A 22,838-nucleotide genomic window follows, 5' to 3' on the forward strand; every position below is an offset into this window, starting at 1 on the left:
CCGGGCCCACCCCGCCGCGGCGGACAGCCCGCGGCGGTCGTGCCCCCTGCGCGGCCGCGGAGGAAGCGGCGCTGGGGCCGTCGCCTGGGCGTCGTCGCCCTGGTGCTGCTGCTCGCCCTCGGTGGGTTCACCTGGTTCCTCGACGCCAAGCTGAACCGGGTCGCCGCCCTGGTGGACTACGCCGGCCGGCCGGCCGCCACCTCGGGCACGAACTGGCTGCTCGTCGGCTCCGACAGCCGCGCCGACCTGTCCCCCGAGCAGCAGGCGGCGTTGTCCACCGGGGACACCGGGGGCAGCCGGACCGACACGATCATGCTGCTGCACAAGCCGAGCAGCGGGGCGTCGACCCTGGTCAGCATCCCGCGCGACTCCTACCTCGACATCCCCGGCCACGGCAGGAACAAGGTCAACGCCGCGTTCTCCATCGGTGGGCCGCAGCTGCTGGTGCAGACCGTGGAGCGGGCCACGGGGCTGCGCATCCAGCACTACGCCGAGGTGGGCTTCGGCGGGTTCGCCGGGGTGGTCGACGCCGTGGGCGGGGTGACCATGTGCCTGCCCAACGCCATCGACGACCCCGCGGCCGGCATCAACCTCGCCGCCGGGTGCCAGCAGCTCACCGGCGCGCAGGCCCTGGGCTACGTCCGCACCCGACACACCTTCGCCAACCAGGACCTCACCCGCATCGCCAACCAGCGCGCGTTCCTCACCGCGCTGTTCGCCAAGGCCAGCAGCCCCAGCACCTTCCTCAACCCGTTCCGGTTCCTGCCGCTGGCCACCCAGGGCGTCGGCTCGCTGACCGTCGACTCCGGTGACCACGTGTGGAACCTCGCCGGGCTCGGGCTCTCCATCAGCAGCGGCGACCTCGTGAACACCACCGTGCCCGTGGGCGGCACCCCCAACGTGCCCGGCGCCGGATCGGTGGTGGAGTGGGACCGAGCGAAGGCTCAGCAGTTCTTCGGCGCGCTCGCGGCCGACCGCCCGCTGCCGGCCGACCTGGTGTCCGGGGGCTGAGGCCCCCGCGGCCGCATCCCAGGGAAGGCTATCCTCATCCCATGACGGCGACCAACGTGACGGCGATCGACCCGGGCACCCGGTTCCACGAGCTCCTGCGCGAGCAGGTCCGCAACGAGTTCACCGCCTCGCAGCAGTACGTGGCGGTCGCCGTGTACTTCGACGACGCCGACCTCCCGCAGCTGGCCGCGCACTTCTACGCGCAGGCCCTCGAGGAGCGCAACCACGCGATGATGATGATCCAGTACCTGCTGGACAACGACGTGCCGGCCCGCGTGCCCGGCGTCGGGGACGTGCAGAGCGAGTTCACCGACGTCCGCGAGCCGGTCGCTCTCGCCCTGGCCCAGGAGAAGACCGTCACCGCGCAGATCACCCGCCTGGCCCGGTGCGCCCGCGACGACGGCGACTACCTCGGCGAGCAGTTCGTGCAGTGGTTCCTCAAGGAGCAGGTGGAGGAGGTGGCCTCGATGACCACGCTGCTGACCATCGTCGACCGCGCCGGGGACAACCTGTTCCACGTCGAGGACTACGTCGCCCGCGAGATGGCCGGCGGCGAGGCCGTGGACTCCGGCGCCCCCCGGGCCGCGGGCGGCGCGGTCTAGCTGAGCCCGCCCCCCGGGGCCGAGCTCAACGGATGGTCACCTGGCGGGCGCGCAGCCCGTCCCGAGATCGGCGCTGGGCGGGGGTGAGGGGACCGTCCACGGCGAGCGCCTCGTCCAGGGCGGAACCGAGCACGGCCGTCGCCGCGGCCCACTCCTGCGCGTGCATCTCGCGGTCGAGGTCGAACACCGGCACGAGCAGCCCGTGCGCGCGGAAGGACCCGGCGAAGCGGGAACCCTCGCCCAGCGTCAGCGCCCCGGACGCGTGCACCCGGGCCAGGGCCATCATGAGGGCGTCCTCGTCCTCGGGGCGGACCCAGCGCAGGTGGGCCTTCTCCCCCGCGTCCACCCACCACGCGCTGCGCACACCGTCGGCCCGCACCAGCGCGGTCGGCATGATCGCCTCGTTCGCCCGCTCGAGGCTCAGCGCCACCTCACCCATCGGCGGCTCGTCGCCGGGCACCCACCAGCCGAAGTCGTCGTGCACGGTGACCTCGAGCGGCACGTCCAGCACGAGCAGGTCCTGCAGCCGCGGGGCCTCGACCGTGCCGCCGACCGACTCCAGGGACTCCCCGGGGTTGGCCGTGCGGGCGAACTGCAGGGCCGCACCGAGGTCGCGGCTGAGGTCCGCACCGGGCACCTGCTGCACCTGCAGGCCCACCATCCCGAGGCCCTCGCCGGCGTCGTCACGGACCAGGGCGGCCGAGGCCATCGGGAGGACGGTGCCGAGCAGCACGGGCCGCCCGTCGCCGGCCAGGGTCAGCGTGGCGGTGGCCGAGGGGACGAACTCGCGCAGCGCGACGAGGTCGCACTCCGCGGCCAGGCCCTCGAACGGCCGGCTCACGGGGTCGGGGGTGACCGGCCGCGCACGGCGGGGCTCCTTCACCGATCCGGGTCGGGGTCCAGCCTTGCGTCCACTCTTCTTCGCCACGAGGAGCGAACCTACCCGGCCGGGCCCAACCAGCCCCGCACGGCCAGCGGGTGGTTGGTCGCCACCCACCGGACCCCGAGCTCGCGGCACAGCGCCACGTCCTCCGCGGAGTCGACCGTCCACGTGTAGGTGTCGCGCCCCTGGGCGGTGGCCCGGCGGACGATGTCGGGGTCCTCGCGGATCACGTCGATCTTCGGGCCGATCGCCGTGCTGCCCGGGACCACCACCAGGGCCGCGGCGGACCGGCCCAGCAGCACGGTCGGCAGCTTCGGGGCCGAGCGCCGCACCCGCCACACCGCGCTCGCGGAGAAGCTCATGACCAGGGCGGTGGCCTCCACCGGGTCCGCCGGGCGCGCGAGACCGAAGCGGTGCAGCTCGGCCAGCACCTTCGCCTCCACGAGCCCGCCGTAGCGCACGGGGTGCTTGGTCTCCACGAACAGCCGCGCACCGGGGTGGGCGGTGACCAGGTCCAGCAGCAGGGTCAGGGTGAGCAGCCTCTGCACCCCGGCCGGCTCCTCCGGGTCGGGGAGGCCGCGGTCCCGCTCGGCGACGAGGGCGTCCGCCGTCTCGGGGAACGGATCGTGCCAGCTGCCGTAGTCCAGCTCCGCCAGCCGCTGCAGGGTCATGCCGCTGACCACGCCGTGCCCGGTCGAGGTCCGGTCGACCCGACGGTCATGCACGCACACCAGGTGCCCGTCGCGGGTCAGCCGCACGTCGCACTCCAGCGCGTCGGCCCCCTGCAGCAGCGCGCGCTCGTAGGCGGCCAGGGTGTGCTCGGGGAGCTCGGCGGACGAGCCCCGGTGGGCCACGACCCCGATGCTCACGCCGACTCCCGCGCCGCCGCCGGGACCGAGGCCACCCACCGACGCCGAGGCGGTCGGGCCGCACCACCGAGCCGCTCGGTGCACCGCAGCACCACCAGCAGCGTGAGCACGGCCGTCACCGCCGCGGTGAGGTCGCTCAGGCCTGCGAGCACCACCGCATCGGCCTGGGCCTGCGCGGTGCCCAGCAGCCGCCAGCCCCAGGTCAGCGCAGCGAGCAGGCCGCTGAGCACGAACACGGCCCACCACCGGCGCACCAGCCGGGACGGCCCCGCACCGCCGCCCAGGGACCGCTCCAGCTCGGTCACCAGGACACCGGCCTGGCCCAGGTTGACCACGGGCAGCAGGGCACCGAGCAGGACGGCACGGGTCGAGCGGGAGTCCCGCCGCCCCGCGTGCTCGGCGGCGGCGTGCCGGGCCCGGACCAGCCACAGCGCCACCACCAGGGCGGAGATGACGGCGAGCACCGGCGCGAGCACTCCGGCGGCCACCACCACCGAGTCCGACAGCGCCACCGTCCGCGCGCCGAGCAGCTCCGTGCGACCGCGCAGCAGCAGCCCGTAGCGCCACGCCTCGGCCCCGGCCGCCGCCACGAACGCGACGGCGGCGCCGACCAGCAGAGGCCGGGCGCTGGCCGCGAGCGCGCGGGCGCGGACGGTGTCGCTGGGCGCAGCAACCCCCTCGGCCAGCGTCAGCGGGTGCACCCACGGACGGGACGGCAGCCCCCAGCGCGGAGTCGCGTGGTAGCGGGGGGTGGGTCCCAGCGGCGCCGGGGCCGACGCAGCCACCGGGGCGCCGGGGGGGACGTGGGCCACCCAGCGCGTGGTCCAGGGCGCGGTGGCGACCGGGGCGGAGAGGGCACCACCGCAGCGGGGGCACCACGGCAGCGGGTATCCCTGCACGGGCACCCGTGCGGCGCACCGGTGGCAGTGCTGGACGGGCACGGCTACAGGACGGTGGGAGCGGCCGACCCGGTGGCCTCCATGGGCTTGCCGGCCTGGGCCCAGGCGGTGGTGCCGCCCTCGACGTTGACGGCGTCCACACCGTTCTGGTTCAGCCAGGCCACGGCCTGGGCGGAGCGGCCGCCGCTCTTGCACACCACGTGCACCGTGCCCTCGCCCAGCTCGGCGAGACGCGCCGGCACCTCGGCGAGCGGGATGTGCAGGGCACCGGTGGCGTGGCCGGCGGCCCACTCGTCGTCCTCCCGGACGTCGAGCAGGACGACGTCGTCGGGCAGGGCGGAGACGGGGGCGCTGGGCACGGTGGGCTGGGTCACGGGATCCATCGTCCCACGGCCGGGTGTCCTGGCGGTGAACCGCACGCAACCCCGTCACGACGGCGGAACGGGAAGCACCCGTGGTCTCGGCGACCACGGGTGCTTCCCGATCGGGGTGGGGCGGGTGGGTCTAGTGGGAGATCGCCTTCTCGACCCCCACCCCGGTCAGCGAGCGCACCTCCATCTCGGCGTTCTTGGCGGCGCTGCCCTTGTCCGAGCTGATCAGCGTGCCGATGATGCCGAGGACGAACGCCAGCGGAATGCTGACGATGCCGGGGTTCGCAAGGGGGAAGTACGCGAAGTCCGACCCCTTGATCATCGACGTCGCGGAGCCGGAGACGGCCGGGGAGAAGATGATCAGACCGATGGTGCTGATGAGCCCGCCGTAGATGCTCCACAGGGCGCCGGAGGTGTTGAAGCGCCTCCAGAACAGCGAGTACACGATGGTCGGCAGGTTCGCCGACGCCGCGATCGCGAAGGCCAGGGCGACGAGGAAGGCCACGTTCTGGCCGTTCGCGAGGATGCCCAGGGCGATGGCCACGATCCCGATGACCACGGCGGTGATCCGCGAGACGGCGATCTGCTTGCGCTCGTCGACCTTCCCCTTCTTGATCACGTTGGCGTAGATGTCGTGCGCGAACGACGCCGACGCCGTGATCGTGAGCCCGGCGACCACGGCGAGGATGGTCGCGAACGCGACGGCGGCGATGACGCCGAGGAAGATCGTCCCGCCCAGCTCGAAGGCCAGCAGCGGCGCTGCGGAGTTCACGCCACCGGGGGCGGCCAGGATCTTGTCCGGCCCCAGCAGGGCGGCCGCGCCGTATCCGAGCACCAGCGTGAACAGGTAGAACAGCCCGATCAGGCCGATCGACCAGACCACCGAGCGCCGGGCCTCCTTGGCCGTGGGCACGGTGTAGAAGCGCATGAGCACGTGCGGCAGCCCGGCGGTGCCCAGCACCAGCGCGATGGCCAGCGACAGGAAGTTCAGCTTGGAGGTGCCCGTGGCGCCGTACTGCGCGCCGGGAGCGAGGATGTCCTTCGGCTTGGCCGCGGCGCTTGCCATCGTCTGGGCGTTGCCCAGCAGCTCGGAGAGGTTGAAGCCGACCTTGGCCAGCACGAGGACCGTCATGACCGCCGCGCCGACGATGAGCAGCGCAGCCTTGATGATCTGGACGTAGGTGGTGCCCTTCATCCCGCCGATGAGGACGTAGGCGATCATGATCAGCCCGACGACGGCGATGACGACGGACTGCCCGCCGCGGTCGCTGATGCCCAGCAGCAGCGCCACGAGGCCACCGGCCCCGGCCATCTGGGCGAGCAGGTAGAACAGCGAGACCGCCAGGGTGGAGATCGCGGCCGCGGTGCGCACCGGGCCCTGCTTGAGCCGGAAGCTCAGCACGTCGGCCATGGTGAAGCGGCCGGTGTTGCGCAGCAGCTCGGCCACCAGCAGCAGGGCCACCAGCCACGCGACGAGGAAGCCGATGGAGTAGAGGAAGCCGTCGTAGCCGTAGACCGCGATGGCGCCCGCGATGCCGAGGAAGCTCGCCGCCGAGAGGTAGTCACCGGAGATGGCGACACCGTTCTGCGCACCCGAGAACGAGCTCCCGCCGGTGTAGTAGTCGGCCGCGGTCTTGTTGTTGTGGCTGGCCCGGAACACGATGACCAGCGTGAACACCACGAACCCGGCGAAGATGAGGATGTTGACCAGCGGGCTGCCGAGGTCCGCGGCCGCCGCCTGGGCGAGCACCGCGCTCATCGCCGCACCCCCTCGAGCTGCTCACGGATGGCGGTGGCGCGCGGGTCGATGTCGCGGTTGGCGAAGCGCACGTAGAGACCGGTGATGACGAAGGTCGACACGAACTGCAGCAGACCGAGGACGAGGCCGACGTTGATGTTGCCGACGAGCTTGGTCGCCATGAAGTCGTGCGCGTAGTCGGCGAGCAGGACGTAGAGCAGGTACCAGGCGAGGAACAGGCCGGTCATCGGGAAGACGAACTTCCGCAGCCGGCTGCGCAGCTCCTGGAACTCCGGGCTGGCCTGCATGTCCAGGAACGCCTGGTCGTCCGGGGTCCTCGGGCCGGGGCCCTGGTCCGGCTTCTCGTCGACGGTGCTCACGCTGTCCTCCTCGTCGTACCTGCTGCGTGACGGTCGTCACGGCGTGCGGCTGCGCTGAACGTAGGGAGGCGGGCGCCCTCGGGGCAGGTCCACGACGATGCTGGTCGGCGGGCTGCACGAGCCGTCGGCAGGCGGTCGGCGGGCCGCGCTGAGTGGTCCCCGTCACAGCTCGCCACGCGCGCCGCCGCCACCGCCGCGCCTGGCCGTGCCCCGCCGTGCCCGTGGTTTCGGTCCGCCGTGCCCGTCGTCTCGGTCCGCCGTGCCCGTCGTCTCGGTCCGCCGTGCCCGTCGTCTCGGTCCGCCGAGCACCCGTACCCGCCCGTCCGGCCGGCCGAGCACCCGTACCCGTACCCGCCCGTCCGGCCGGCCGCCCGTCGTTCCGGCCGCCCACCCGTCGTTTCCGCACCTTCATCTGCCCTCGACGCTCGCCTGCGCGGCGGTTGCCGTTCGGTGTGTCAGAACGACGACCACCGCCGACGTGGACGCTCGCCCAGCGCTGCCACGACGTCCTCGGCGACCCCGTCCACGTCCGCGAGGACCGAGGCAGCGGCGTAGCGCAGCACCAACAACCCGCCTCGCTGGATCGTGTTCTGCCGCCACCGGTCCCGGACGAACGTGGTCGGATCACTGTGGAACTCCCTCCCGTCCACCTCGACCGCGGTGCTCGTGGGCCGGTGCAGGAAGTCGACCCGGTACCCGCCGAGCACCCGGGCTCCCGTCTCGAGGCGCCACCCTCGGGCCCTGAGGGCACGGCCCAGGCGCCGCTCGGGTTTGGAGTCGACGATGCCCGGCCACTGCGCGAGCTGACGACGAGCCGCCGGCCGCCCCCGCCGCTTCCCGTCCCGCTCCATCCGCTCCGCCACCACGTGCGGGTTCAGCTCGTGACCGAGGGCCCGATCGACCAGGAGGTCCGCATCGGTGCCGTGCACCACGGCCAGCCCGTCGAGCAGGGCTCGCTCGACGGTCACGACCGGGAGTCCCCAGGCCGAGCTGCGGGCGTCGGCGGGCAGGTCCCGCCGGTACAGCACCACCCCGCGGGGCGTACGGACACTTGTCCGACGCGGAACGGTGGCCTCCACCCACTCGGGTTCGGGGTGCAGGCCCCACAGCCAGAGGGCCGTGCGGTGGCTGAGGACGGCGTCCGGACGCCACAGCGTCACCGCCCGCGCCATCCCGCGACCATCGAGCTCACCCGAGGCGAACACACCCGGAAGCACGCGCACGAGGCTGCCCCGGCGGACCCGGTCCCGGACGGTGCTCCGCGGCACCCCGGCCGCGTCGAGCTCGGCGTGCGTCCACAGCCCCCACCTGTCCACGGGTCGACCCTGCTCCGGCACAGGGTCGGTGCGGCTCACCCGATGCCGACCTGTGGACAACCACGCGGGCTGTGGACAGCTCAACCCGTCACTCCGCCACACTCATCGGCTCACAACCACCGTGCGCACCCCGCACCGCGTTGGGTGTGGCAGAACGACGGCGGGCCAGCGGGGGCGCGGGCAGAACGACGGCGGGCGGGACGGGCGGGACGGGCGGGACGGGGCGGGACGGGGCGGGCGGACCGATCGGCGGCGGGCGGGGCGGCGGGCGGACCAGCGGGGGCGCGGGCAGAAGGACGGCGGACCAGCGGGGCGCGACCGCGTTGGGTGTGGCAGAACGACGGCGGGACGGGCGGACCGATCGGCGGCCTACTCCCCCCAGCGCTCGACGTCGCGGTCCACGCCCATCCCGAGGCGCTCGGGGGCGTGCATCCGCAACAGCCGCCGGCCGACGTCGGGGGGAGCGGAGCCCCGGGTGGCCAGCGAGACGCCGATCATGACGAGGAACGCGGCGGGCACGCTGAGCGCCGCCGGCTGGCTCACCACCGAGCCCAGCCAGCCCTGCGCCCCGCCGTCGACCACCGAGGCCACCACGGCCGCGACCGCCAGCGCCCCACCCACCACCAGGCCCGCCGCCGCCCCGGCGGCCGTGAGCTCGCGCCACCAGATGCCGAGCACCAGCAGCGGGCAGAAGGTCGAGGCCGCGACGGCGAACGCCAGGCCGACGGTCTGCGAGAGGTCCAGCCGCACCAGCGCCAGCGTCAGTGCCACCGGCACGGTCCCGGCCAGCAGCGCGGCCACCCGGAAGTCGCGCACCCGCCCGCGGAGGACGTCCGTCGAGAGCACCCCCGCCACGCTGACGACCAGGCCCGACGACGTCGAGAGGAACGCGGCCACCGCGCCGGCCGCGACGAGGGCCGCGAGCAGCTGCCCGCCGATACCGGAGAGCAGCGCGCCCGGCAGCAGCAGGACGGCCGCGTCCGTGGTCCCGGTGACGAGCAGCTGCGGCACGTACAGCCGGGACAGCACCCCCAGCACCGTCGGGAACAGGTAGAACACGCCGAGCAGGGCCAGCACCACCAAGGTCGTCCGGCGCGCGGCCCGTCCGTCGGCGTTCGTGTAGAAGCGGACGAGCACGTGCGGCAGACCCATGGTTCCGAGGAACGTGGCCAGGATCAGCGAGTAGGTCTCGTACAGCGGGTGGTCGCCGCCGAGCCCGCCCGAGGGCAGCAGCCAGGCCGCGTCCGTGGTGGGCACCCCGTCCACCACGGGCACGTCGGAGCCGGCGGCCAGGGTCAGCACCGTGCCGGCCCGAACCTCGTGCTGGCCGACGTCGAACCGGGTCGGCACGCCGTCCAGCTGCACCACCACCGGCCGGGCCACGTCGAGCACCACGTCCGTGGTCACGTCGACCCGGGTCTCGGCGGACACCGTGGGCGGGACCGGCGCGCCGACGGGGCGGGAGTCAGCCCCGTGGTGCAGCAGCAGGACGATCGCCGGCACCCCGATGGCCGTGAGCTTGAGCCAGTACTGGAAAGCCTGGACGAAGGTGATGGAGCGCATGCCGCCCCCGGCCACGTTGGCCACCACCACGACCCCGACCGCCAGCGCGCCCACCCAGCTCGGTGCCCCGGTGAGGATTCGCAGGGTCAGTCCGGCGCCCTGCAGCTGGGGCACCAGGTACAGCCACCCGATGAGCACCACCACGAGCGTCGCCAACCGGCGCAGCCGCGTGGAGCCGAGCCGGAACTCCGCGAAGTCGGGGATCGTGTACGCACCCGATCGGCGCAGCGGGGCGGCGACGAACAGCAGCAGCGCGAGGTAGCCGGCGGTGAACCCGACCGGGTACCAGAGCGCGTCGGCCCCGTACTTGGCGACGAGCCCGGCCACCCCCAGGAAGGACGCCGCCGAGAGGTACTCCCCGGAGATGGCGGCGGCGTTGGTGCGCGGCCCCACGCTGCGCGAGGCGACGAGGAAGTCCGAGGTGGTGCGGGCCATCCGCACCCCGTAGGCACCCACGCCGACGGTCAGCACCGCGACGAGCGCGATCGCGGCCAGGGTGATCGGCGGCGCGGTCACCGGGCGCGGCCGGGCATCACTCGTCCACCCTCAGTCGTCCACGAGATCGGCGAAGTCCTGCTCGACCCGCTCGGCGAGCGCCGTGTGGGCCCAGCCGACGAGGCCCAGGAACGGGTAGGCGAGCAGTCCGAGCAGCAGCCACGGCAGCCGCACCCCCAGCACCTGCACCGATCCCAGGGCCGGGACCAGGGCGAACAGCAGGGGCAGCACGCCGAGCAGCACCACCACCAGCCCGGCCAGCCGCAGCGAGAGCCCCAGCTGGGTGCGCACCAGGCCGCGGAGCAGGACGTCGCCCACCTCGGTCTGGTCCTCCACCTCGGCCCGGGTGCGCACCAGCCGACGCGAGCCACGCCGCTCGGCCAGGACCACCCGCACGCGTCGGGGAGCGGGGTCCGGGCCGGTCACCGGGCGCTCCAGCTCTGCTTCACCGTGCGCACGAGCACGTCCTTGAGCTCGCGGGTGTGCCGACGGCTGACCGGGAGCTCCACGGCTCCCGGGGCGTGCGGCGGCCCGAGCCGGACGACGTACCCGCTACCGACCATCCGCAGCTCGGTGACCAGCGGCAGGGACACCAGGTAGGACCGGTGCACCCGGGCGAAGCCGGCGTCGCCCCAGCGCTCCTCGAGGACCGCGAGCGGGATGCGGACGAGGTGGCTCCCGGTGGCGGTGTGCAGCCGTGCGTAGTCGCCCTGCGCCTCGACCCACCGGACGGCCGAGCGCGGCACGAGCGTGGTGGTGCCCCCCAGCTCGACGGCAACCACGTCGTCGGCGGGGGTCTCCGCGGGGCTGCCCGGGGCGCGCAGCCGCTCGATCCGGCGCAGCGACTCCGCCAGGCGCTCGGCGCGGATCGGCTTGAGCAGGTAGTCCACCGCCCCGATGTCGTACGCCTCCACGGCTCGGTCGTCGTGGGCGGTGACGAAGACGACGGACGGGGGGTCGGCGAAGGCGGCGAGGACGCGCGCCAGCTCAAGGCCGTCCAGCCCGGGCATGCGGATGTCGAGGAACACCACGTCGACGGCGGGCAGCTCGCCGGAGTTGAGCAGTCGAAGCGCGGTGGTGGAGTCGGCCGCTGTCCGGACCAGCCCGACCCGTCCGTCGGCGCGCAGCAGGTAGGCGAGCTCGTCCAGGGCGGGGGGCTCGTCGTCGACCGCGAGCACGGTGAGCGCCCCGGGCTCGCGCTCGGGGGGCGGGCTGGTCGCAGCGAGGTCGGTCACGGGGTCGTCATGGTGCGCGCCGGGTGCCCGAGTTGTCCACGTGAGCAACCCGCCCTGCGTGCACGTGTGCACCCGTGAACGCGGTCCGCGCTGGTCATACCGTGCGCAGGAGACCCTCGAGCTGCTGTCGGGCGGCCTCGACGATCTCCGTGCTGCTCGCGGGCTGGGCGGTCACGTCGGCGTCGTGGCGCAGCAGGTATCGGCCGTCGCCCGGCCGGTCGAACCAGCGCACGCGGCACTCGCGCCGGTCGGCCCCACCCGCACGGCACCGCTGCGGCCAGGTGGTGCCGGCGGCAGCGCCCGGACGGGCGCGGCGGGGAGCCCAGCGGCGGGCACCGTCTGTCCCAGCAGGTCGCCCCCGGCGTCCTCGGCGAGGCCGGGGAGCTGGACGGCGAGCACGCCTGAGGTGCCGGAGCGCGCCGCCAGGATCCGCACCAGGTCCGACGGCCGATCACCCAAGAAGCCGACGGCGTCCAGCGCTGCACGGGGCCGGACCAGGACGAGCAGCGCGCTGTGCAGGTCGGGGTCGAGCCGGCCGCCGGCGAGCACGTGGCCGGTCGCAAGCCGTGCGCGTGCCGCAGCGTCCACTGCACGCTGCTCGTCCACCGTCGCGGCCGTGGGACGGACGTCGAAGGGGAACGGCAGGCGGCTGACCCCCGTCAGTGGCCAGACGACCTGGACCTCCTCGGGGGTGAGGCGCCACCGCTGGCCGTTCACTCGCCGATGACCGCTGGGGCGACCTTGGGGAGCTCGCCCACCAGCTCCGAGCCGTTCTCCTCGGTGATGAGGTAGCTGAGCGTGTCGTGCTCGAAGTCCTCCTGGCCCTTGGCGCCCCGGCCACCGGCACCCATGCCGCCCCCGGACGCACCCCGGGCACCCGCCGCTCCGCCACCGACCGCCGCACCGGCTCCGGCCCCACTGCCTGCACCGGTTCCGCCGGACCGCTCAGAGGCCCCAGCGCGCCCAGGCCGCCCGGTCCTCCACCGCCGCGACCACCGAGCCCACCGCCGAGGCCGCCGCACCGGGCAGACCCAGCCTCGCGGCCAACGACTTCGTGCGCGAGGTCATCCGGACCTCCGCGTCCGGGAAGCGCTCGGCGAGCACCCCCCGCAGGGTGCCCAGGGCATCGGCCAGACCCAGCTCCACGGCCCGCCGACCGGTCCACACCTCGCCCGTGAACAGCTCGTCGTCGGTGCCGACGAGCGCGGCGCCCCGCCGCTGGCGCACCCAGGCCTTGAACTCGGTGTGGATGGACTCCTGCATCCCCAGCAGCCAGTCGACGTCCTCGATCTTCTCCGGCGAGAAGGGGTCCAGCCGGGCCTTGTTGGCGCCCTGGGTGTGCAGGCGCCGCTCCACGCCGAGCTTGTCGATCAGCCCGGTGAGCCCGAACCCCGAGCTGACCACACCCACGGAGCCGAGCATCGACGTGGGCGTCGCGAAGATCTCGTCGGCGGCGCAGGCCAGCCAGTATCCCCCCGACGCGGCGACGTCCTCGCAGAACGCGAGCACCGGCACCTCGTGCTCGGCGGCGAGCTGGCGGACCCGGTCGCCGATGAGCGCGCTCTGCGTCGGCGACCCGCCCGGTGAGTTGACGGCCAGCGCCACGGCCTGCAGCCCGTCGGCCGCGAACGCGCGCTTCAGCGGCCCCTCGACGGAGTCGATGTTGAGCTGTGTCCGTCCGAGACCCGCTGCGCCGGAGGCGATCACACCGTGCAGCCGCACCACGGTGACGACGGGGCCCGCCGTCCCGGACAACCGCGCGGGCAAGTTCGACGACAGCGACGAGGGCAGCTTGACCATTCGTCGAGCGTACGGACGCCCGTGCGAACCGGCTGCCCACCGCGGGCCGAACCACCAGCGACCACCACCCCCGACCCCGCAGGACGTGCCCGTGCGACCCCCCGTGCTCGACCCCGTCCTGGCTGTCCACCTGCTGGCCTGCCCGCCCTGCCGGGACGCCCGCCCCGTCCTGGTGGGCGCCCCGCTGCTCCGCGACGCGGCCCCGCCACCACGCGTGTGGGAGGGGATCCTCGTCGAGGTCCACCGCCACCGGAGGGTGGAGCGGCACCGGCAGGTCCGGCGTCACACGACCCTGCGGCGACCGCACCGCTGAGCGCGGACCGCGCTTGCCCTACGACCGCACGCCGGCGCGGAACTTGGGCACCCGCAGGCTGACCTTCGTTCCCGCACCCAGCGCGGTCTCGACCACCAGCCCGTAGTCGTCGCCGAACGCGGCCCGGAGCCGGTCGTCGACGTTGCCCAGTCCGACGTGCGTGCCGGACGAGTGGGCCTCGGCGGTGCTCAGGTCGCCGCCCGGCTGCAGCCGCGCGGGGTCCATCCCCACCCCGTCGTCCTCGACGCTGATGACGCACTCCGTGCCGGCGTCCTCGGCGACGACCGTGACGGTGCCGCCGTTCGCGCTGCCCGAGAGCCCGTGCCGCACCGCGTTCTCCACCAGCGGCTGCAGCGCCAGGAACGGCAGCACCACCCCCAGCACCTCCGGGGCCACCTGCAGACGGACCTGCAGCCGCGAGCCGAAGCGGGCGCGCTCGAGGGTCAGGTAGCGGTCGATGTTGCGCAGCTCGTCGGCCAGGGTGGTGAACTCCCCGGCCGTGCGGAACGAGTAGCGGGTGAAGTCCGCGAACTCCAGGACCAGCTCCCGGGCCCGCTCGGGGTCGGTGCGGACGAAGGAGGCGATGGTGGTCAGGGCGTTGTAGAGGAAGTGCGGGCTGATCTGCGCGCGCAGGGCCCGGACCTCGGCGCTCGCGAGGGCGTTGCGGGAGTCGTCCAGCTCGGCCAGCTCGATCTGGGTGGCGGCGTAGCGGGCCACCTCGTCGGCCGTGCGCAGCAGCCCCGGTCCGGCTTCGGAGGTGCTCACCGCGCCGAGCACCCCCACCACGCCGGTGTCCTCCAGGACCAGCGGGACGACGACCAGTGCGCGGACCGCGCAGCCGAGCCGGCCGCAGTCGACGTCCGCGTGCGGGACCAGTGCCCGGCGGGAGGTCTCGAGCGCCCGCCGGGCGGCGGTCAGCAGGTCCTCGGCGTGCTGCTCGCCGCCCCCGTGCCACGCGAGCAGCTCGCCGCGGGCGTCGGTGAGCGCGGTGGCCGCCGTGCCGAGCAGGGCCCGCAGGTGCGGCGCGGCCACGGTGGCGGACTCGGCCGACAGCCCGCGCCGCAGCGCCGTCGCGGCCTGCGAGGCAGTGTGCAGGGTGTCGTGCACCACCCGCTCCAGCGGGCTCGAGAACCCCCGCCGGTCCCGCAGCCGACGGATGAGCAGGACGACCACCACGGCAGCGACGACGAGCGCGGCGACGCTGACGGCGGTGAGCACGGGACCGGTGCGGGTCAGGCCTCGGGGACCAGGTCGGTCGTGTCCTCGACGTCGGCGGCCTCGTCGTCGACCACCTCGTCGACGCTCTCGTCGAGCTCGGACTCCGGGCGCGCCGCCACGGGCACGGCCGGCTGCTCCTCGAGGGGGGTGTCCGGGCGCTCCTCGGCGAGCTTCTCGTCCAGGCTCTCGCCCTCGAGCTCCTCGTTCTCCGTCGTGCCGGTGCGGTTCGCGCCCGACCACCCGTCGGGGGCGTCGTAGCCGTCGTCGCCGACACGCTCACCGAGCTCGTCGGAGTCGGAGGCCTCGCTGGCGTCCAGCGTCTCCTCGTTCAGGTCCTGGTTCAGGTCGTTGTCCTCGTCGTCAGCCATGGCACCAGCCTGTCGAGCGGGGCCCCCGTGCGCCACCCGGAGCGGCGCTCAGCGCAGCAGGCGGCTCATCCGCCGATCGGCCAGCGGCTTTCCACCGGTCTGGCAGGTGGGGCAGTACTGGAAGCTCTTGCTGGCGTAGGACACCTCGCGAACGGTGTCCCCGCACACCGGGCACGGCAGCCCGGTGCGGGCGTGCACCCGCAAGCCGGAGCGCTTCTCACCCTTGAGGCTGGCCGCTCCCTGGCCCACCGACCGGTCCACCGCCGAGGCGAGCACGTCGACCAGCGCGGTGTGCAGCCGCTCGAGCTGGTCGGCGTCCAGCTTGCCGGTGGTGGCGAACGGCGACAGCCTCGCGGTGTGCAGGATCTCGTCGGAGTAGGCGTTGCCCACCCCGGCCAGCACCGACTGGTCGGTCAGCACGGTCTTCACCCGCTCCGCGCGCCCGCCGAGCAGCGCGGCCAGCTCGGCCAGACCCAGGGAGAGCGCGTCCGGACCGAGCTTGGCCACCCCGGGCACGTCGGCCGGGTCGCGGACCACCCACACCCCCAGCCGGCGCTGCGTGCCCGCCTCGGTCAGGTCGAAGCCGGGGGCGCCGGGCGGTGTGCCGAGGTGCACCCGCAGGGCGAGCGGTCCCTTCCCGGGCCTGGGGGGCACGGCGGACAGCGACTCCGACCAGCGCAGCCACCCCGCCCGCATGAGGTGCACCACCAGGTGCAGCACGGTCCCGTCGGGGGCGGTGCACTCGAGGTCGAGGTGCTTGCCGAGCCGGCGCGAGCCGGTGACGGTGGTCCCCACCAGCGCCGTCACCGGGGGGTCGAAGGTCTTCAGCGCCGTGAGCGTCGCGACGTCGACGCGGCCGACCGGCAGACCCACCGCGTGCTCGCGCAGGTGGTGGGCGAGGGCTTCGACCTCGGGGAGCTCGGGCACGGGGGGAGTCTGCCCCGCTCAGGCGCGGAAGGGGAGGTCCCCGGCCAGGTCGCGCCCGGGGTGCGTGCTCCAGGCCTCGAGCTCCGCGGACAGCGCCCGCACCTCGCGCCGTGCCGACCACGGGCCCGTGACCCAGCGGACGTCCTCGGCGGCCGCGTCGTTCTCGACCGTGCCCGCGGTGGCGGCGTTGACGCTGAAGGGGCGGCCGAGCGCCCAGGTCGCCACCACGGCACCTGCCGCGAGGAGCACCGGACCCACGACCCAGCCCGGGAGCCACAGGGACGCCGGGGTGCTCAGCAGGACGACGACCACCAGCAGGGCGGACGTCCCCAGCAGCACGGTGCGCAGCACCGCGTCGGACCGCTCGACAGGCGCCTGGGAGGCACCGGGGCCGACGAGGTGCGCCCGCGAGGACACGGTCCAGGCTCGGCCGTCACGGTCGTGCACCAGGCGGGCCACCGTGACCTCAGCTCGAGCGCACCGAGGTGGGCGGCACCACGTCGGTCTGCGCGACGGTGGGGCCGTTCTCGTCGGCCGGCACGCCGAGCCCGATGGGGCAGCTCACCCCCGTGGAGTTCACGGGGCAGTAGCCGTGCGGGTTCTTGGCCAGGTACTGCTGGTGGTAGTCCTCGGCGTAGTAGAACGTGTCGAGCGGGGCGATCTCGGTGGTGATCTGGCCGTGGCCCGCCGCGGTCAGCGCCTGCTGGTACGCGTCGCGGGACGCCGTCGCGACCTCGAGCTGGTGCGCGTCCGTCGCGAAGACCGCCGAGCGGTACTGGGTCCCGCGGTCCGCGCCCTGGCGGTTCAGCTGGGTGGGGTCGTGCTCCTCCCAGAACGCCTTGAGCACGTGCTCGTAGTCGATGACGGCGGGGTCGAAGACCACGAGGACCGCCTCGGTGTGCCCGGTGCGCCCGGTGCACGTCTCCTCGTAGGTGGGGTTCTCGGTGAAGCCCCCGGCGTAGCCCGCGGCGGTGGAGTACACGCCCTCGTGCTGCCACAGCTCCTTCTCGACGCCCCAGAAGCACCCCGCCGCCACGACGGCGGTCTGCATGCCCTCCGGGAAGGGCGGCTGGATGCGGTGGCCGGTGACGACGTGCGTCTCCGGCACGCTGAGCGGGGTCGAGCGGCCGGGCAGCGCGGACTCCGCGGTCACCGTGCTCGAGGGTCCACCGAAGATGTTCTCCAACCAGGTCATGGGTGAATTCTACGCCCGGACCTGGTTCGGAACCGGTGGAGCTCGTCCACGGCGGTGACGACCGTGTGACAATCAACGCCGATCGCCGAGACGACAGCTCGAGGGGGACCCGGGGTGGCCTGGCAGGACGAGATGAACGCGCTGGACGCCGACGTGGCGGCCGGGCGCATCTCGGCGCCGGAGTACCGCACCCAGCGCGACGAGCTCCTCGCCGGCTCCGGCAGCGGCTCGGCCGCGGGCGGGTCCAACCCGTTCCCGCCCCCGTTCCGCTGGGGCGAGCACCCCCAGGACGGCCCCCAGGGGCCGGGCGCAGCCGACCGCACCCAGGTGGTGCGCGGCGTCCCGCCCGTGGACTCCGACCGCACCCAGGTGGTGCGCGGCGCCCCGCCCGCGGACTCCGACCGCACCCAGGTGGTCAACCCCGACTCCGACCGCACCCAAGTCGTGCGCGGCGTCCCGCCCGCGGACTCCGACCGCACCCAGGTGGTCAACCCCGACTCCGACCGCACGCAGGTGGTCCGCGCCGGGGCGCTGCCGCCGGTCCAGGACTTCGCCCCCGGCAGCCCGCCGTGGCAGGCCTCCCCGGGGCCGTCGGGCCCACCGCCCCCGTGGCGGCCGGGCGGCACCGCCCCGCCGTGGAACACGGGCGAGGGCTTCAGCCCGCGCCAGGGTCCCGACAGCTTCCAGGACTTCCGCGCCAAGCCCAGGGGCCGCAAGTGGCTAGCGCTCGTCGCCGCCGTTGTCGCTGCGGTCGTCGTGATCGTGGCCATCACGTACTTCGCGCTGCGCGGCGGGGGCGACACCGCCACCGCCGGGCTCGCGCTGACCGTCGAAGCCGGTGCACCCGGGCCCGGTGGCCGCTGGGTCGCGTGTGACGCCGGCGTGCTCTCCGTCCCGGGAGACGACGTGTTCCTGCCCTGGTTGCAGACCTACCGCTCGGGGGAGCGGGAGGAGGCCGCCCTCATCGCCGAGCTGCTCGAGGACAACACCACCTTCCTCGACGACGAGGCGGTCTCGGGAGCGGTCCGGACCTCGGGCACCGGTTGCGCGACGCTGCGGGTGAGACCCCTCGAGCCGGACAAGGGGGGGAGGTCCGCCGCACCGGTGTAGCCCACACCCGGTGCGGTCCGCCACGACCTGGTCGCGCCCTGGTCGACGAGCTGGCCCAGCACCTGCGTCAGCAGGAGCCCGCCGCGGAGCGTCCAGTACGAGTCCTGCGGGAAGTACACCGCCTCCGGCCCGAACGTCCGGCCCGACGCTTCGACCGCGGTCTTGAGCCGGCGTGCTCCGGTCGGCCGCGCGGGCACGGGTCCGTGCGCGGGTGGGGCACGGGTCACTCCCCGCGCACGAGCGCTGCGCCCAGCACTCGGTGATGATGGAAACGTGAACGACCTCCCCCACGTCACGTGGTTGCGCCAGCTGTCGCCGTCCGCCCCCGTCGCGCTCGTGCTGCCCGGGGGCAAGGCCCGCTCGCAGACCCGGCCGTCGGCCCTGAGCTTCGGCCAGCTGCGGATGCGACCGTTCGCGACCGCGCTCGCCGACGGCCTGCCGAGCGTGTCCGTCGGCACGGTGCAGTACCGCCACCGCGGCTGGAACGCCCCGGACCAGGACCCGGCGCAGGACGTCCGCACCGTGCTGGACGCGATGCCCGGCGACGCCCCGGTGGTGCTGGTCGGGCACTCCATGGGTGGCCGGGCCGCGATCGCCGCTGCCGACCACCCGCGCGTCACCGGCGTGGTGGGCATGGCGCCGTGGCTGCCCGAGGAGGACGGCGTGCAGGCGGTGACCGGGCGCACCGTGGTCCTCGCCCACGGCACGCAGGACCGCTGGGTGCACACGGACCTCTCGGCCGACTGGGCCCGTCGCGCCCGCGGCGTGCCCGAGCGGCTGGCCCGCTTCGTGGTGGAGGGCGACAACCACACGATGTTCCGGCACGCGCGGCGCTGGCACCGCCTGGCCGTGCTGGCCGGGGCGGCCGTGCTCGGGCTGGGGGTGGACCCGTTGCTCGTGGAGGCGTTCGCCGCGGGGGCGCGGGGCGAGCTCGCGGTGCCCCTGCCCGAGCTGCCGGCCTGAGCGCTGGTCCCTGCCGGACCCTCAGCCACTTCCCAGGTTCCGGCCGAACCGTCGACCCCTGGTGCGCGAACGACCCTCCAGAGCCGGGATGATCTTCCGAACCGGCCGCCGAGCCCCCAGGAGGACCCCCGTGAGTGCGCAGCGAGAGACGGTCGCCGTCGTCGGTTCCGGGGTGGCCGGGCTGACCGCGGCGTACTCGCTCAGCCGCACCCACGACGTCACCCTGTTCGAGTCCGACGACCGCTTCGGCGGCCACGCCCACACCCACGACGTCCTGGACTCCTCCGGCCGCACCATCGCCGTGGACTCCGGGTTCATCGTCCACAACCGCCGCACCTACCCGACGCTGCTGAAGCTGTTCGCCGAGCTCGACGTGCCGACGCAGGAGTCGGAGATGACGATGTCGGTGCACTGCGACGGCTGCGGCCTCGAGTACGCCGGCGGCGGCGGCCTGCGCAAGATCTTCGGCTCGCCCTCCACCGCGAACCCGCGCTACCTGAGGATGCTGCTCGAGGTGAAGCGGTTCCACCGCCAGGCCCACCGGGTGCTCGCCTCCGACCAGCTCGACGGGCTGACCCTGGGCGGGTTCCTCGAGCTCGGCGGCTACTCCGACTACTTCGTCCGGCACTTCATGCTGCCGTTCGTCTCCGCGGTGTGGTCGGCCGGACCCGCGACCTCGCTGCAGTACCCGGCGAAGTACCTGTTCACGTTCCTCGCGAACCACGGTCTGCTCTCGGTCGGCGGGTCGCCGGCCTGGCGCACGGTCACCGGTGGGTCGCGGACCTACGTCGAGAAGGTGACCGCCGCGCTGCCCGCCACCCGCCTGTCCACCGCGGTGCGCAGCATCCGTCGGCACCCCGATGGCGTCGAGGTCACCGACGTCACCGGTGCCACGCACGCCGTCGACAAGGTCGTGGTGGCCACGCACGCCGACACCGCGCTGGGGCTGCTCACGGACCCGACCCCCGCGGAGCAGGAGGTGCTCGGCGCGTTCGGCTACTCGCACAACGAGACGCTGCTGCACCGCGACACCTCCCTGCTGCCGACCCATCTCGCCGCCCGGGCCGCGTGGAACTACCGCATGCCCAGCTGCACCTCCGGCGAGAATGGCGAGCGCACCGCGCTGAGCTACGACATGAACGTCCTCGAGCGCCTGCACGCCGACGACACCTACGTGGTGACGCTGAACCAGACCGCCGACGTCGACCCGGCCTCGGTGATCGCCCGGATGGACTACACCCACCCGATCTACACCCTGGAGTCGGTGGCGGCGCAGAGCCGGCTGCCCGGGCTCAACGACGGGCGCACGGCGTTCGCCGGGGCGTACCACGGGTGGGGCTTCCACGAGGACGGCTGCCTGGCCGGGGCCCGCGCCGCGGCGTCGCTGGGATCGAGCTGGTCGGAGGAGCAGTGGTGACCGTGCACCCGGCGCGCACCAGCGGGCGCACCGGCACCGGACCGTGGATGTACGAGGCGGTCGTGGGCCACGCGCGGCGCGCTCCGTTCGACCACGTCTTCTCCACCCCGGTGCGGCCCTGGCTGGTGGACCTCGACCAGCTCGACCCCGGTGGCCGTCCGCTCGCCCTGCCCCGCGTGCTGCGGGTGCTCGCGGAGTTCCGCGCGGCCGACCACTTCGACGGCTCCGCCCCCACCCTGCGCGCCGCCGTGGACCGCTGGTGCGCCGAGCACGACCAGCCGCGCCCGCACCGGGTGCTGACCCTGGCCCAGCCGCGCACCCTGGGCCACGTGTTCAACCCGATCTCGGTGCACTGGCTGCAGGACGCGACCGGCACCACCAGCCTGGTGCTGGCCGAGGTGCACAACACCTACGGCGGGCGCCACGTCTACGCCGTGCACCGCGACGCCGACGGCCGGGCGCAGGTGGACAAGACGTTCCCCGTGTCGCCGTTCTTCACCACGGCCGGGCACTACGAGATGCGGATCAGCGACCCGGCGGACACCCTCGAGGTGTCGATCGTGCTCAACCTGCCGGCCGCAGCCGCCGATCCCACCACCGAGCGGGCCGAACCGGCCGCAGACCCGGACCGGGCCACCCGCCCCTTCTCGGCCACCCTGCGCGGGCACCTGCTGCCCGCCACCACCGCCACGGTGCTGAGCACGCTCGTCCGCCACACGTGGCCGAGCCTCCGCGTCAGCACGCTCATCCGCCGCCAGGGGATCCACCTCTGGCTGCGGGGTCGCCGCACGGGCTCCCTGCCCGTGCAGCCGCACCCACGTCGATCCAGCTGGGAAGGAGTCCGGTGATGAGCACCTCCACCCCGGATCGCACGGAGAAGTCCACATCCTCGACCAAGAGCACGAAGGCACCGGCCGCGCACGTCATCCCGCGTCCGGCCGAGGGGCACTGGCCCGGCCTGGCCACCCCGCCGGCCAACACCGTGCGCGCCCGCGTCGCGAAGTCGCTGTTCCTGCGCGCCGTCGACCCGCTGAACCTGCGCGTCACCTTCCCGGACGGCACCCGACGGGGTGCGGGCGGCGCGGACTCGCCGGTGCTGCGCCTCATCCGTCCCGACGAGTTCTTCCAGCGGCTGGGCTCCGACGGGCTCATCGGGCTGGGCGAGGCGTGGATGGTGGGCGACTGGGACTCCGACGACCTCCCCGGCGTGCTCGGCCCCATGGCCGCCCGGATGGGGGCCCTCATCCCCGCCCCGCTGCAGCGCTTCCGGCGCGTGGTCGACCGGCGCACCCCGTCCACCGAGGTCAACGACCTGGAGGGTTCGCGGGAGAACATCCACCGCCACTACGACCTCTCCAACGACCTGTTCCAGACCTTCCTCGACGAGACGATGAGCTACTCGTCGGCGTGGTTCGCCGCCCAGGGCCAGCCCGACGACGGCGAGGACATGCAGGTCGCCCAGGAGCGCAAGATCGACGGCATCCTCGACCTGGCCCGGGTGGGCGAGGGCAGCTCGGTGCTGGAGATCGGCAGCGGCTGGGGTGGCCTGGCCATCCGCGCCGCCCAGCGCGGTGCCACGGTGCTCACCGTGACCCTCTCGGCGGAGCAGAAGAGCCTGGCCGACGCGCGGATCGCCGCCGCCGGGCTCGGCGAGAAGATCGAGGTGCGGCTGCAGGACTACCGCGAGGTCACCGGCACCTTCGACGCCGTGGTCAGCGTCGAGATGATCGAGGCCGTGGGCAAGGAGTTCTGGCCGGAGTACTTCCGGACGGTCGACTCGCTGCTCAAGCCGGGCGGCCGCTTCGGCCTGCAGACCATCACCATGCCGCACGACCGCATGCTTGCCACCGCGGGCAGCTACAGCTGGATCCACAAGTACGTCTTCCCGGGCGGCATCATCCCGAGCCTGCAGGCCATCGACGAGGTGAACGACGCCCACACCACGCTCAAGGTGGTGGAGTCCCGCCGCCTCGGGCTGAGCTACGCCCGCACCCTGGCCCGCTGGCGCGAGACGTTCCTGGCCCAGCAGGCCGAGGTCGAGGCCCTGGGCTTCGACGAGACGTTCGTGCGCATGTGGGACTTCTACCTCGGGTACTGCGAGGCGGGCTTCGCCACCCGCTACCTCGACGTGTGGCAGCTCAGCCTCGGTCGTGAATGATCGGGCC

The 22,838-nt window shown here is 74.0% G+C and carries 26 protein-coding genes; 8 read left to right on the forward strand and 18 right to left on the reverse strand.

The features are described 5' to 3' along the window. The first annotated feature begins 39 nt into the window (after positions 1-39). The gene (locus RHODO2019_RS15885; protein WP_265382692.1) at positions 40-1,011 is read left to right on the forward strand and encodes an LCP family protein; all 972 of its coding nucleotides are present in this window, start codon (positions 40-42) and stop codon (positions 1,009-1,011) included. 41 nt (positions 1,012-1,052) lie between these two features. Then, the gene (locus RHODO2019_RS15890; RefSeq protein WP_265382693.1) at positions 1,053-1,613 is read left to right on the forward strand and encodes a ferritin; all 561 of its coding nucleotides are present in this window, start codon (positions 1,053-1,055) and stop codon (positions 1,611-1,613) included. A 25-nt stretch (positions 1,614-1,638) separates the two neighbouring features. On the opposite strand, the gene RHODO2019_RS15895 is transcribed toward RHODO2019_RS15890, so the two are convergent. The 13 genes from RHODO2019_RS15895 to RHODO2019_RS15955 all read right to left on the reverse strand — a co-directional run bounded on the left by RHODO2019_RS15895 (position 1,639) and on the right by RHODO2019_RS15955 (position 13,162). After that, complete coding sequence (locus RHODO2019_RS15895; RefSeq protein WP_265382694.1) at positions 1,639-2,541, reverse strand: DUF5926 family protein; 903 nt, start codon at positions 2,539-2,541, stop codon at positions 1,639-1,641. 11 nt (positions 2,542-2,552) lie between these two features. Then, positions 2,553-3,365, reverse strand: coding sequence for a glycerophosphodiester phosphodiesterase family protein (locus RHODO2019_RS15900; protein ID WP_265382695.1), 813 nt, complete (start codon positions 3,363-3,365; stop codon positions 2,553-2,555). Next, a complete protein-coding gene (locus tag RHODO2019_RS15905; RefSeq protein ID WP_265382696.1) occupies positions 3,362-4,066 on the reverse strand; it encodes a DUF4328 domain-containing protein in 705 nt (234 codons plus the stop codon). The genes RHODO2019_RS15900 and RHODO2019_RS15905 overlap by 4 nt, the downstream gene beginning before the upstream one ends. A 242-nt stretch (positions 4,067-4,308) precedes the next feature. Next, positions 4,309-4,647, reverse strand: a complete 339-nt coding sequence (locus RHODO2019_RS15910; protein ID WP_265382697.1) for a rhodanese-like domain-containing protein — start codon at positions 4,645-4,647, stop codon at positions 4,309-4,311. Between the two features lie 121 nt (positions 4,648-4,768). Beyond that, a complete protein-coding gene (locus RHODO2019_RS15915; protein ID WP_265382698.1) occupies positions 4,769-6,394 on the reverse strand; it encodes a monocarboxylic acid transporter in 1,626 nt (541 codons plus the stop codon). Next, on the reverse strand, positions 6,391-6,753 hold the full coding sequence (locus tag RHODO2019_RS15920; RefSeq protein WP_265382699.1) for a DUF485 domain-containing protein: 363 nt from the start codon (positions 6,751-6,753) through the stop codon (positions 6,391-6,393). The genes RHODO2019_RS15915 and RHODO2019_RS15920 overlap by 4 nt, the downstream gene beginning before the upstream one ends. Before the next feature lie 455 nt (positions 6,754-7,208). Then, positions 7,209-8,069, reverse strand: coding sequence for a type IV toxin-antitoxin system AbiEi family antitoxin domain-containing protein (locus RHODO2019_RS15925; RefSeq protein WP_265382700.1), 861 nt, complete (start codon positions 8,067-8,069; stop codon positions 7,209-7,211). 369 nt (positions 8,070-8,438) lie between these two features. Then, positions 8,439-10,148, reverse strand: a complete 1,710-nt coding sequence (locus RHODO2019_RS15930) for a sodium/solute symporter (protein ID WP_265382701.1) — start codon at positions 10,146-10,148, stop codon at positions 8,439-8,441. 30 nt (positions 10,149-10,178) lie between these two features. Next, positions 10,179-10,553, reverse strand: coding sequence for a hypothetical protein (locus RHODO2019_RS15935; RefSeq protein ID WP_435532135.1), 375 nt, complete (start codon positions 10,551-10,553; stop codon positions 10,179-10,181). Then, entirely contained in the window at positions 10,550-11,362 is an 813-nt protein-coding gene (locus RHODO2019_RS15940) for a LytR/AlgR family response regulator transcription factor (protein WP_265382702.1), read from the reverse strand. Before RHODO2019_RS15940 ends, RHODO2019_RS15935 begins: the two co-directional genes overlap by 4 nt. A 171-nt stretch (positions 11,363-11,533) precedes the next feature. After that, positions 11,534-12,079, reverse strand: coding sequence for an ESX secretion-associated protein EspG (locus RHODO2019_RS15945; RefSeq protein ID WP_265382703.1), 546 nt, complete (start codon positions 12,077-12,079; stop codon positions 11,534-11,536). Next, a complete protein-coding gene (locus RHODO2019_RS15950; RefSeq protein WP_265382704.1) occupies positions 12,076-12,213 on the reverse strand; it encodes a hypothetical protein in 138 nt (45 codons plus the stop codon). Before RHODO2019_RS15950 ends, RHODO2019_RS15945 begins: the two co-directional genes overlap by 4 nt. Before the next feature lie 94 nt (positions 12,214-12,307). Then, complete coding sequence (locus RHODO2019_RS15955; protein WP_265382705.1) at positions 12,308-13,162, reverse strand: S49 family peptidase; 855 nt, start codon at positions 13,160-13,162, stop codon at positions 12,308-12,310. 91 nt (positions 13,163-13,253) lie between these two features. Between RHODO2019_RS15955 and RHODO2019_RS15960 the strand changes: the two genes are divergently transcribed. After that, positions 13,254-13,475, forward strand: a complete 222-nt coding sequence (locus RHODO2019_RS15960; RefSeq protein WP_265382706.1) for a hypothetical protein — start codon at positions 13,254-13,256, stop codon at positions 13,473-13,475. Between the two features lie 18 nt (positions 13,476-13,493). Here RHODO2019_RS15960 and RHODO2019_RS15965 read toward each other — a convergent pair whose 3' ends face one another. From RHODO2019_RS15965 to msrA, 5 genes are read right to left on the reverse strand one after another with little or no spacing between them, the layout of a single operon-like run. Then, positions 13,494-14,693: a sensor histidine kinase gene (locus tag RHODO2019_RS15965; protein WP_435532136.1), complete on the reverse strand. Its 1,200-nt coding sequence runs from the start codon at positions 14,691-14,693 to the stop codon at positions 13,494-13,496. A 14-nt stretch (positions 14,694-14,707) separates the two neighbouring features. Next, complete coding sequence (locus tag RHODO2019_RS15970) at positions 14,708-15,061, reverse strand: hypothetical protein (protein ID WP_265382707.1); 354 nt, start codon at positions 15,059-15,061, stop codon at positions 14,708-14,710. A gap of 48 nt (positions 15,062-15,109) precedes the next feature. Beyond that, positions 15,110-15,988 carry a DNA-formamidopyrimidine glycosylase family protein gene (locus RHODO2019_RS15975; RefSeq protein WP_265382708.1) on the reverse strand — a complete coding sequence of 293 codons (879 nt, stop codon included), beginning with the start codon at positions 15,986-15,988 and terminating at the stop codon, positions 15,110-15,112. Between the two features lie 18 nt (positions 15,989-16,006). Further along, the gene (locus tag RHODO2019_RS15980; protein WP_265382709.1) at positions 16,007-16,447 is read right to left on the reverse strand and encodes a hypothetical protein; all 441 of its coding nucleotides are present in this window, start codon (positions 16,445-16,447) and stop codon (positions 16,007-16,009) included. 7 nt (positions 16,448-16,454) lie between these two features. Further along, positions 16,455-17,183 carry a peptide-methionine (S)-S-oxide reductase MsrA gene (gene msrA, locus RHODO2019_RS15985; RefSeq protein WP_265382710.1) on the reverse strand — a complete coding sequence of 243 codons (729 nt, stop codon included), beginning with the start codon at positions 17,181-17,183 and terminating at the stop codon, positions 16,455-16,457. A 114-nt stretch (positions 17,184-17,297) separates the two neighbouring features. Between msrA and RHODO2019_RS15990 the strand changes: the two genes are divergently transcribed. The 5 genes from RHODO2019_RS15990 (at position 17,298) to RHODO2019_RS16010 (ending at position 22,831) form a co-directional block, all read left to right on the forward strand. Further along, positions 17,298-18,293: a hypothetical protein gene (locus RHODO2019_RS15990; RefSeq protein ID WP_265382711.1), complete on the forward strand. Its 996-nt coding sequence runs from the start codon at positions 17,298-17,300 to the stop codon at positions 18,291-18,293. 273 nt (positions 18,294-18,566) lie between these two features. Next, positions 18,567-19,256: an alpha/beta hydrolase gene (locus tag RHODO2019_RS15995; RefSeq protein ID WP_265382712.1), complete on the forward strand. Its 690-nt coding sequence runs from the start codon at positions 18,567-18,569 to the stop codon at positions 19,254-19,256. A 130-nt stretch (positions 19,257-19,386) separates the two neighbouring features. Beyond that, the gene (locus tag RHODO2019_RS16000; protein ID WP_354005543.1) at positions 19,387-20,673 is read left to right on the forward strand and encodes an NAD(P)/FAD-dependent oxidoreductase; all 1,287 of its coding nucleotides are present in this window, start codon (positions 19,387-19,389) and stop codon (positions 20,671-20,673) included. Continuing rightward, on the forward strand, positions 20,670-21,521 hold the full coding sequence (locus RHODO2019_RS16005; RefSeq protein WP_265382714.1) for a DUF1365 domain-containing protein: 852 nt from the start codon (positions 20,670-20,672) through the stop codon (positions 21,519-21,521). The genes RHODO2019_RS16000 and RHODO2019_RS16005 overlap by 4 nt, the downstream gene beginning before the upstream one ends. Further along, entirely contained in the window at positions 21,521-22,831 is a 1,311-nt protein-coding gene (locus tag RHODO2019_RS16010) for an SAM-dependent methyltransferase (RefSeq protein WP_265382715.1), read from the forward strand. Before RHODO2019_RS16005 ends, RHODO2019_RS16010 begins: the two co-directional genes overlap by 1 nt. Positions 22,832-22,838 lie beyond the last annotated feature (7 nt).

This window comes from Rhodococcus antarcticus (assembly GCF_026153295.1).
In the GTDB taxonomy this organism is placed as follows: domain Bacteria; phylum Actinomycetota; class Actinomycetes; order Mycobacteriales; family Mycobacteriaceae; genus Rhodococcus_D; species Rhodococcus_D antarcticus.

Excerpts from the sequence above, each read along its gene's own strand:
- RHODO2019_RS15950 (WP_265382704.1), bottom strand. The coding sequence starts at position 12,213 with ATGGGTGCCGGTGGCCGGGGCGCCAAGGGCCAGGAGGACTTCGAGCAC.
- RHODO2019_RS15970 (WP_265382707.1), bottom strand. The coding sequence starts at position 15,061 with ATGGCTGACGACGAGGACAACGACCTGAACCAGGACCTGAACGAGGAG.
- RHODO2019_RS15910 (WP_265382697.1), bottom strand. The coding sequence starts at position 4,647 with ATGGATCCCGTGACCCAGCCCACCGTGCCCAGCGCCCCCGTCTCCGCC.
- RHODO2019_RS15890 (WP_265382693.1), top strand. The coding sequence starts at position 1,053 with ATGACGGCGACCAACGTGACGGCGATCGACCCGGGCACCCGGTTCCAC.
- msrA (WP_265382710.1), bottom strand. The coding sequence starts at position 17,183 with ATGACCTGGTTGGAGAACATCTTCGGTGGACCCTCGAGCACGGTGACC.
- RHODO2019_RS16010 (WP_265382715.1), top strand. The coding sequence starts at position 21,521 with ATGAGCACCTCCACCCCGGATCGCACGGAGAAGTCCACATCCTCGACC.
- RHODO2019_RS15915 (WP_265382698.1), bottom strand. The coding sequence starts at position 6,394 with ATGAGCGCGGTGCTCGCCCAGGCGGCGGCCGCGGACCTCGGCAGCCCG.
- RHODO2019_RS15955 (WP_265382705.1), bottom strand. The coding sequence starts at position 13,162 with ATGGTCAAGCTGCCCTCGTCGCTGTCGTCGAACTTGCCCGCGCGGTTG.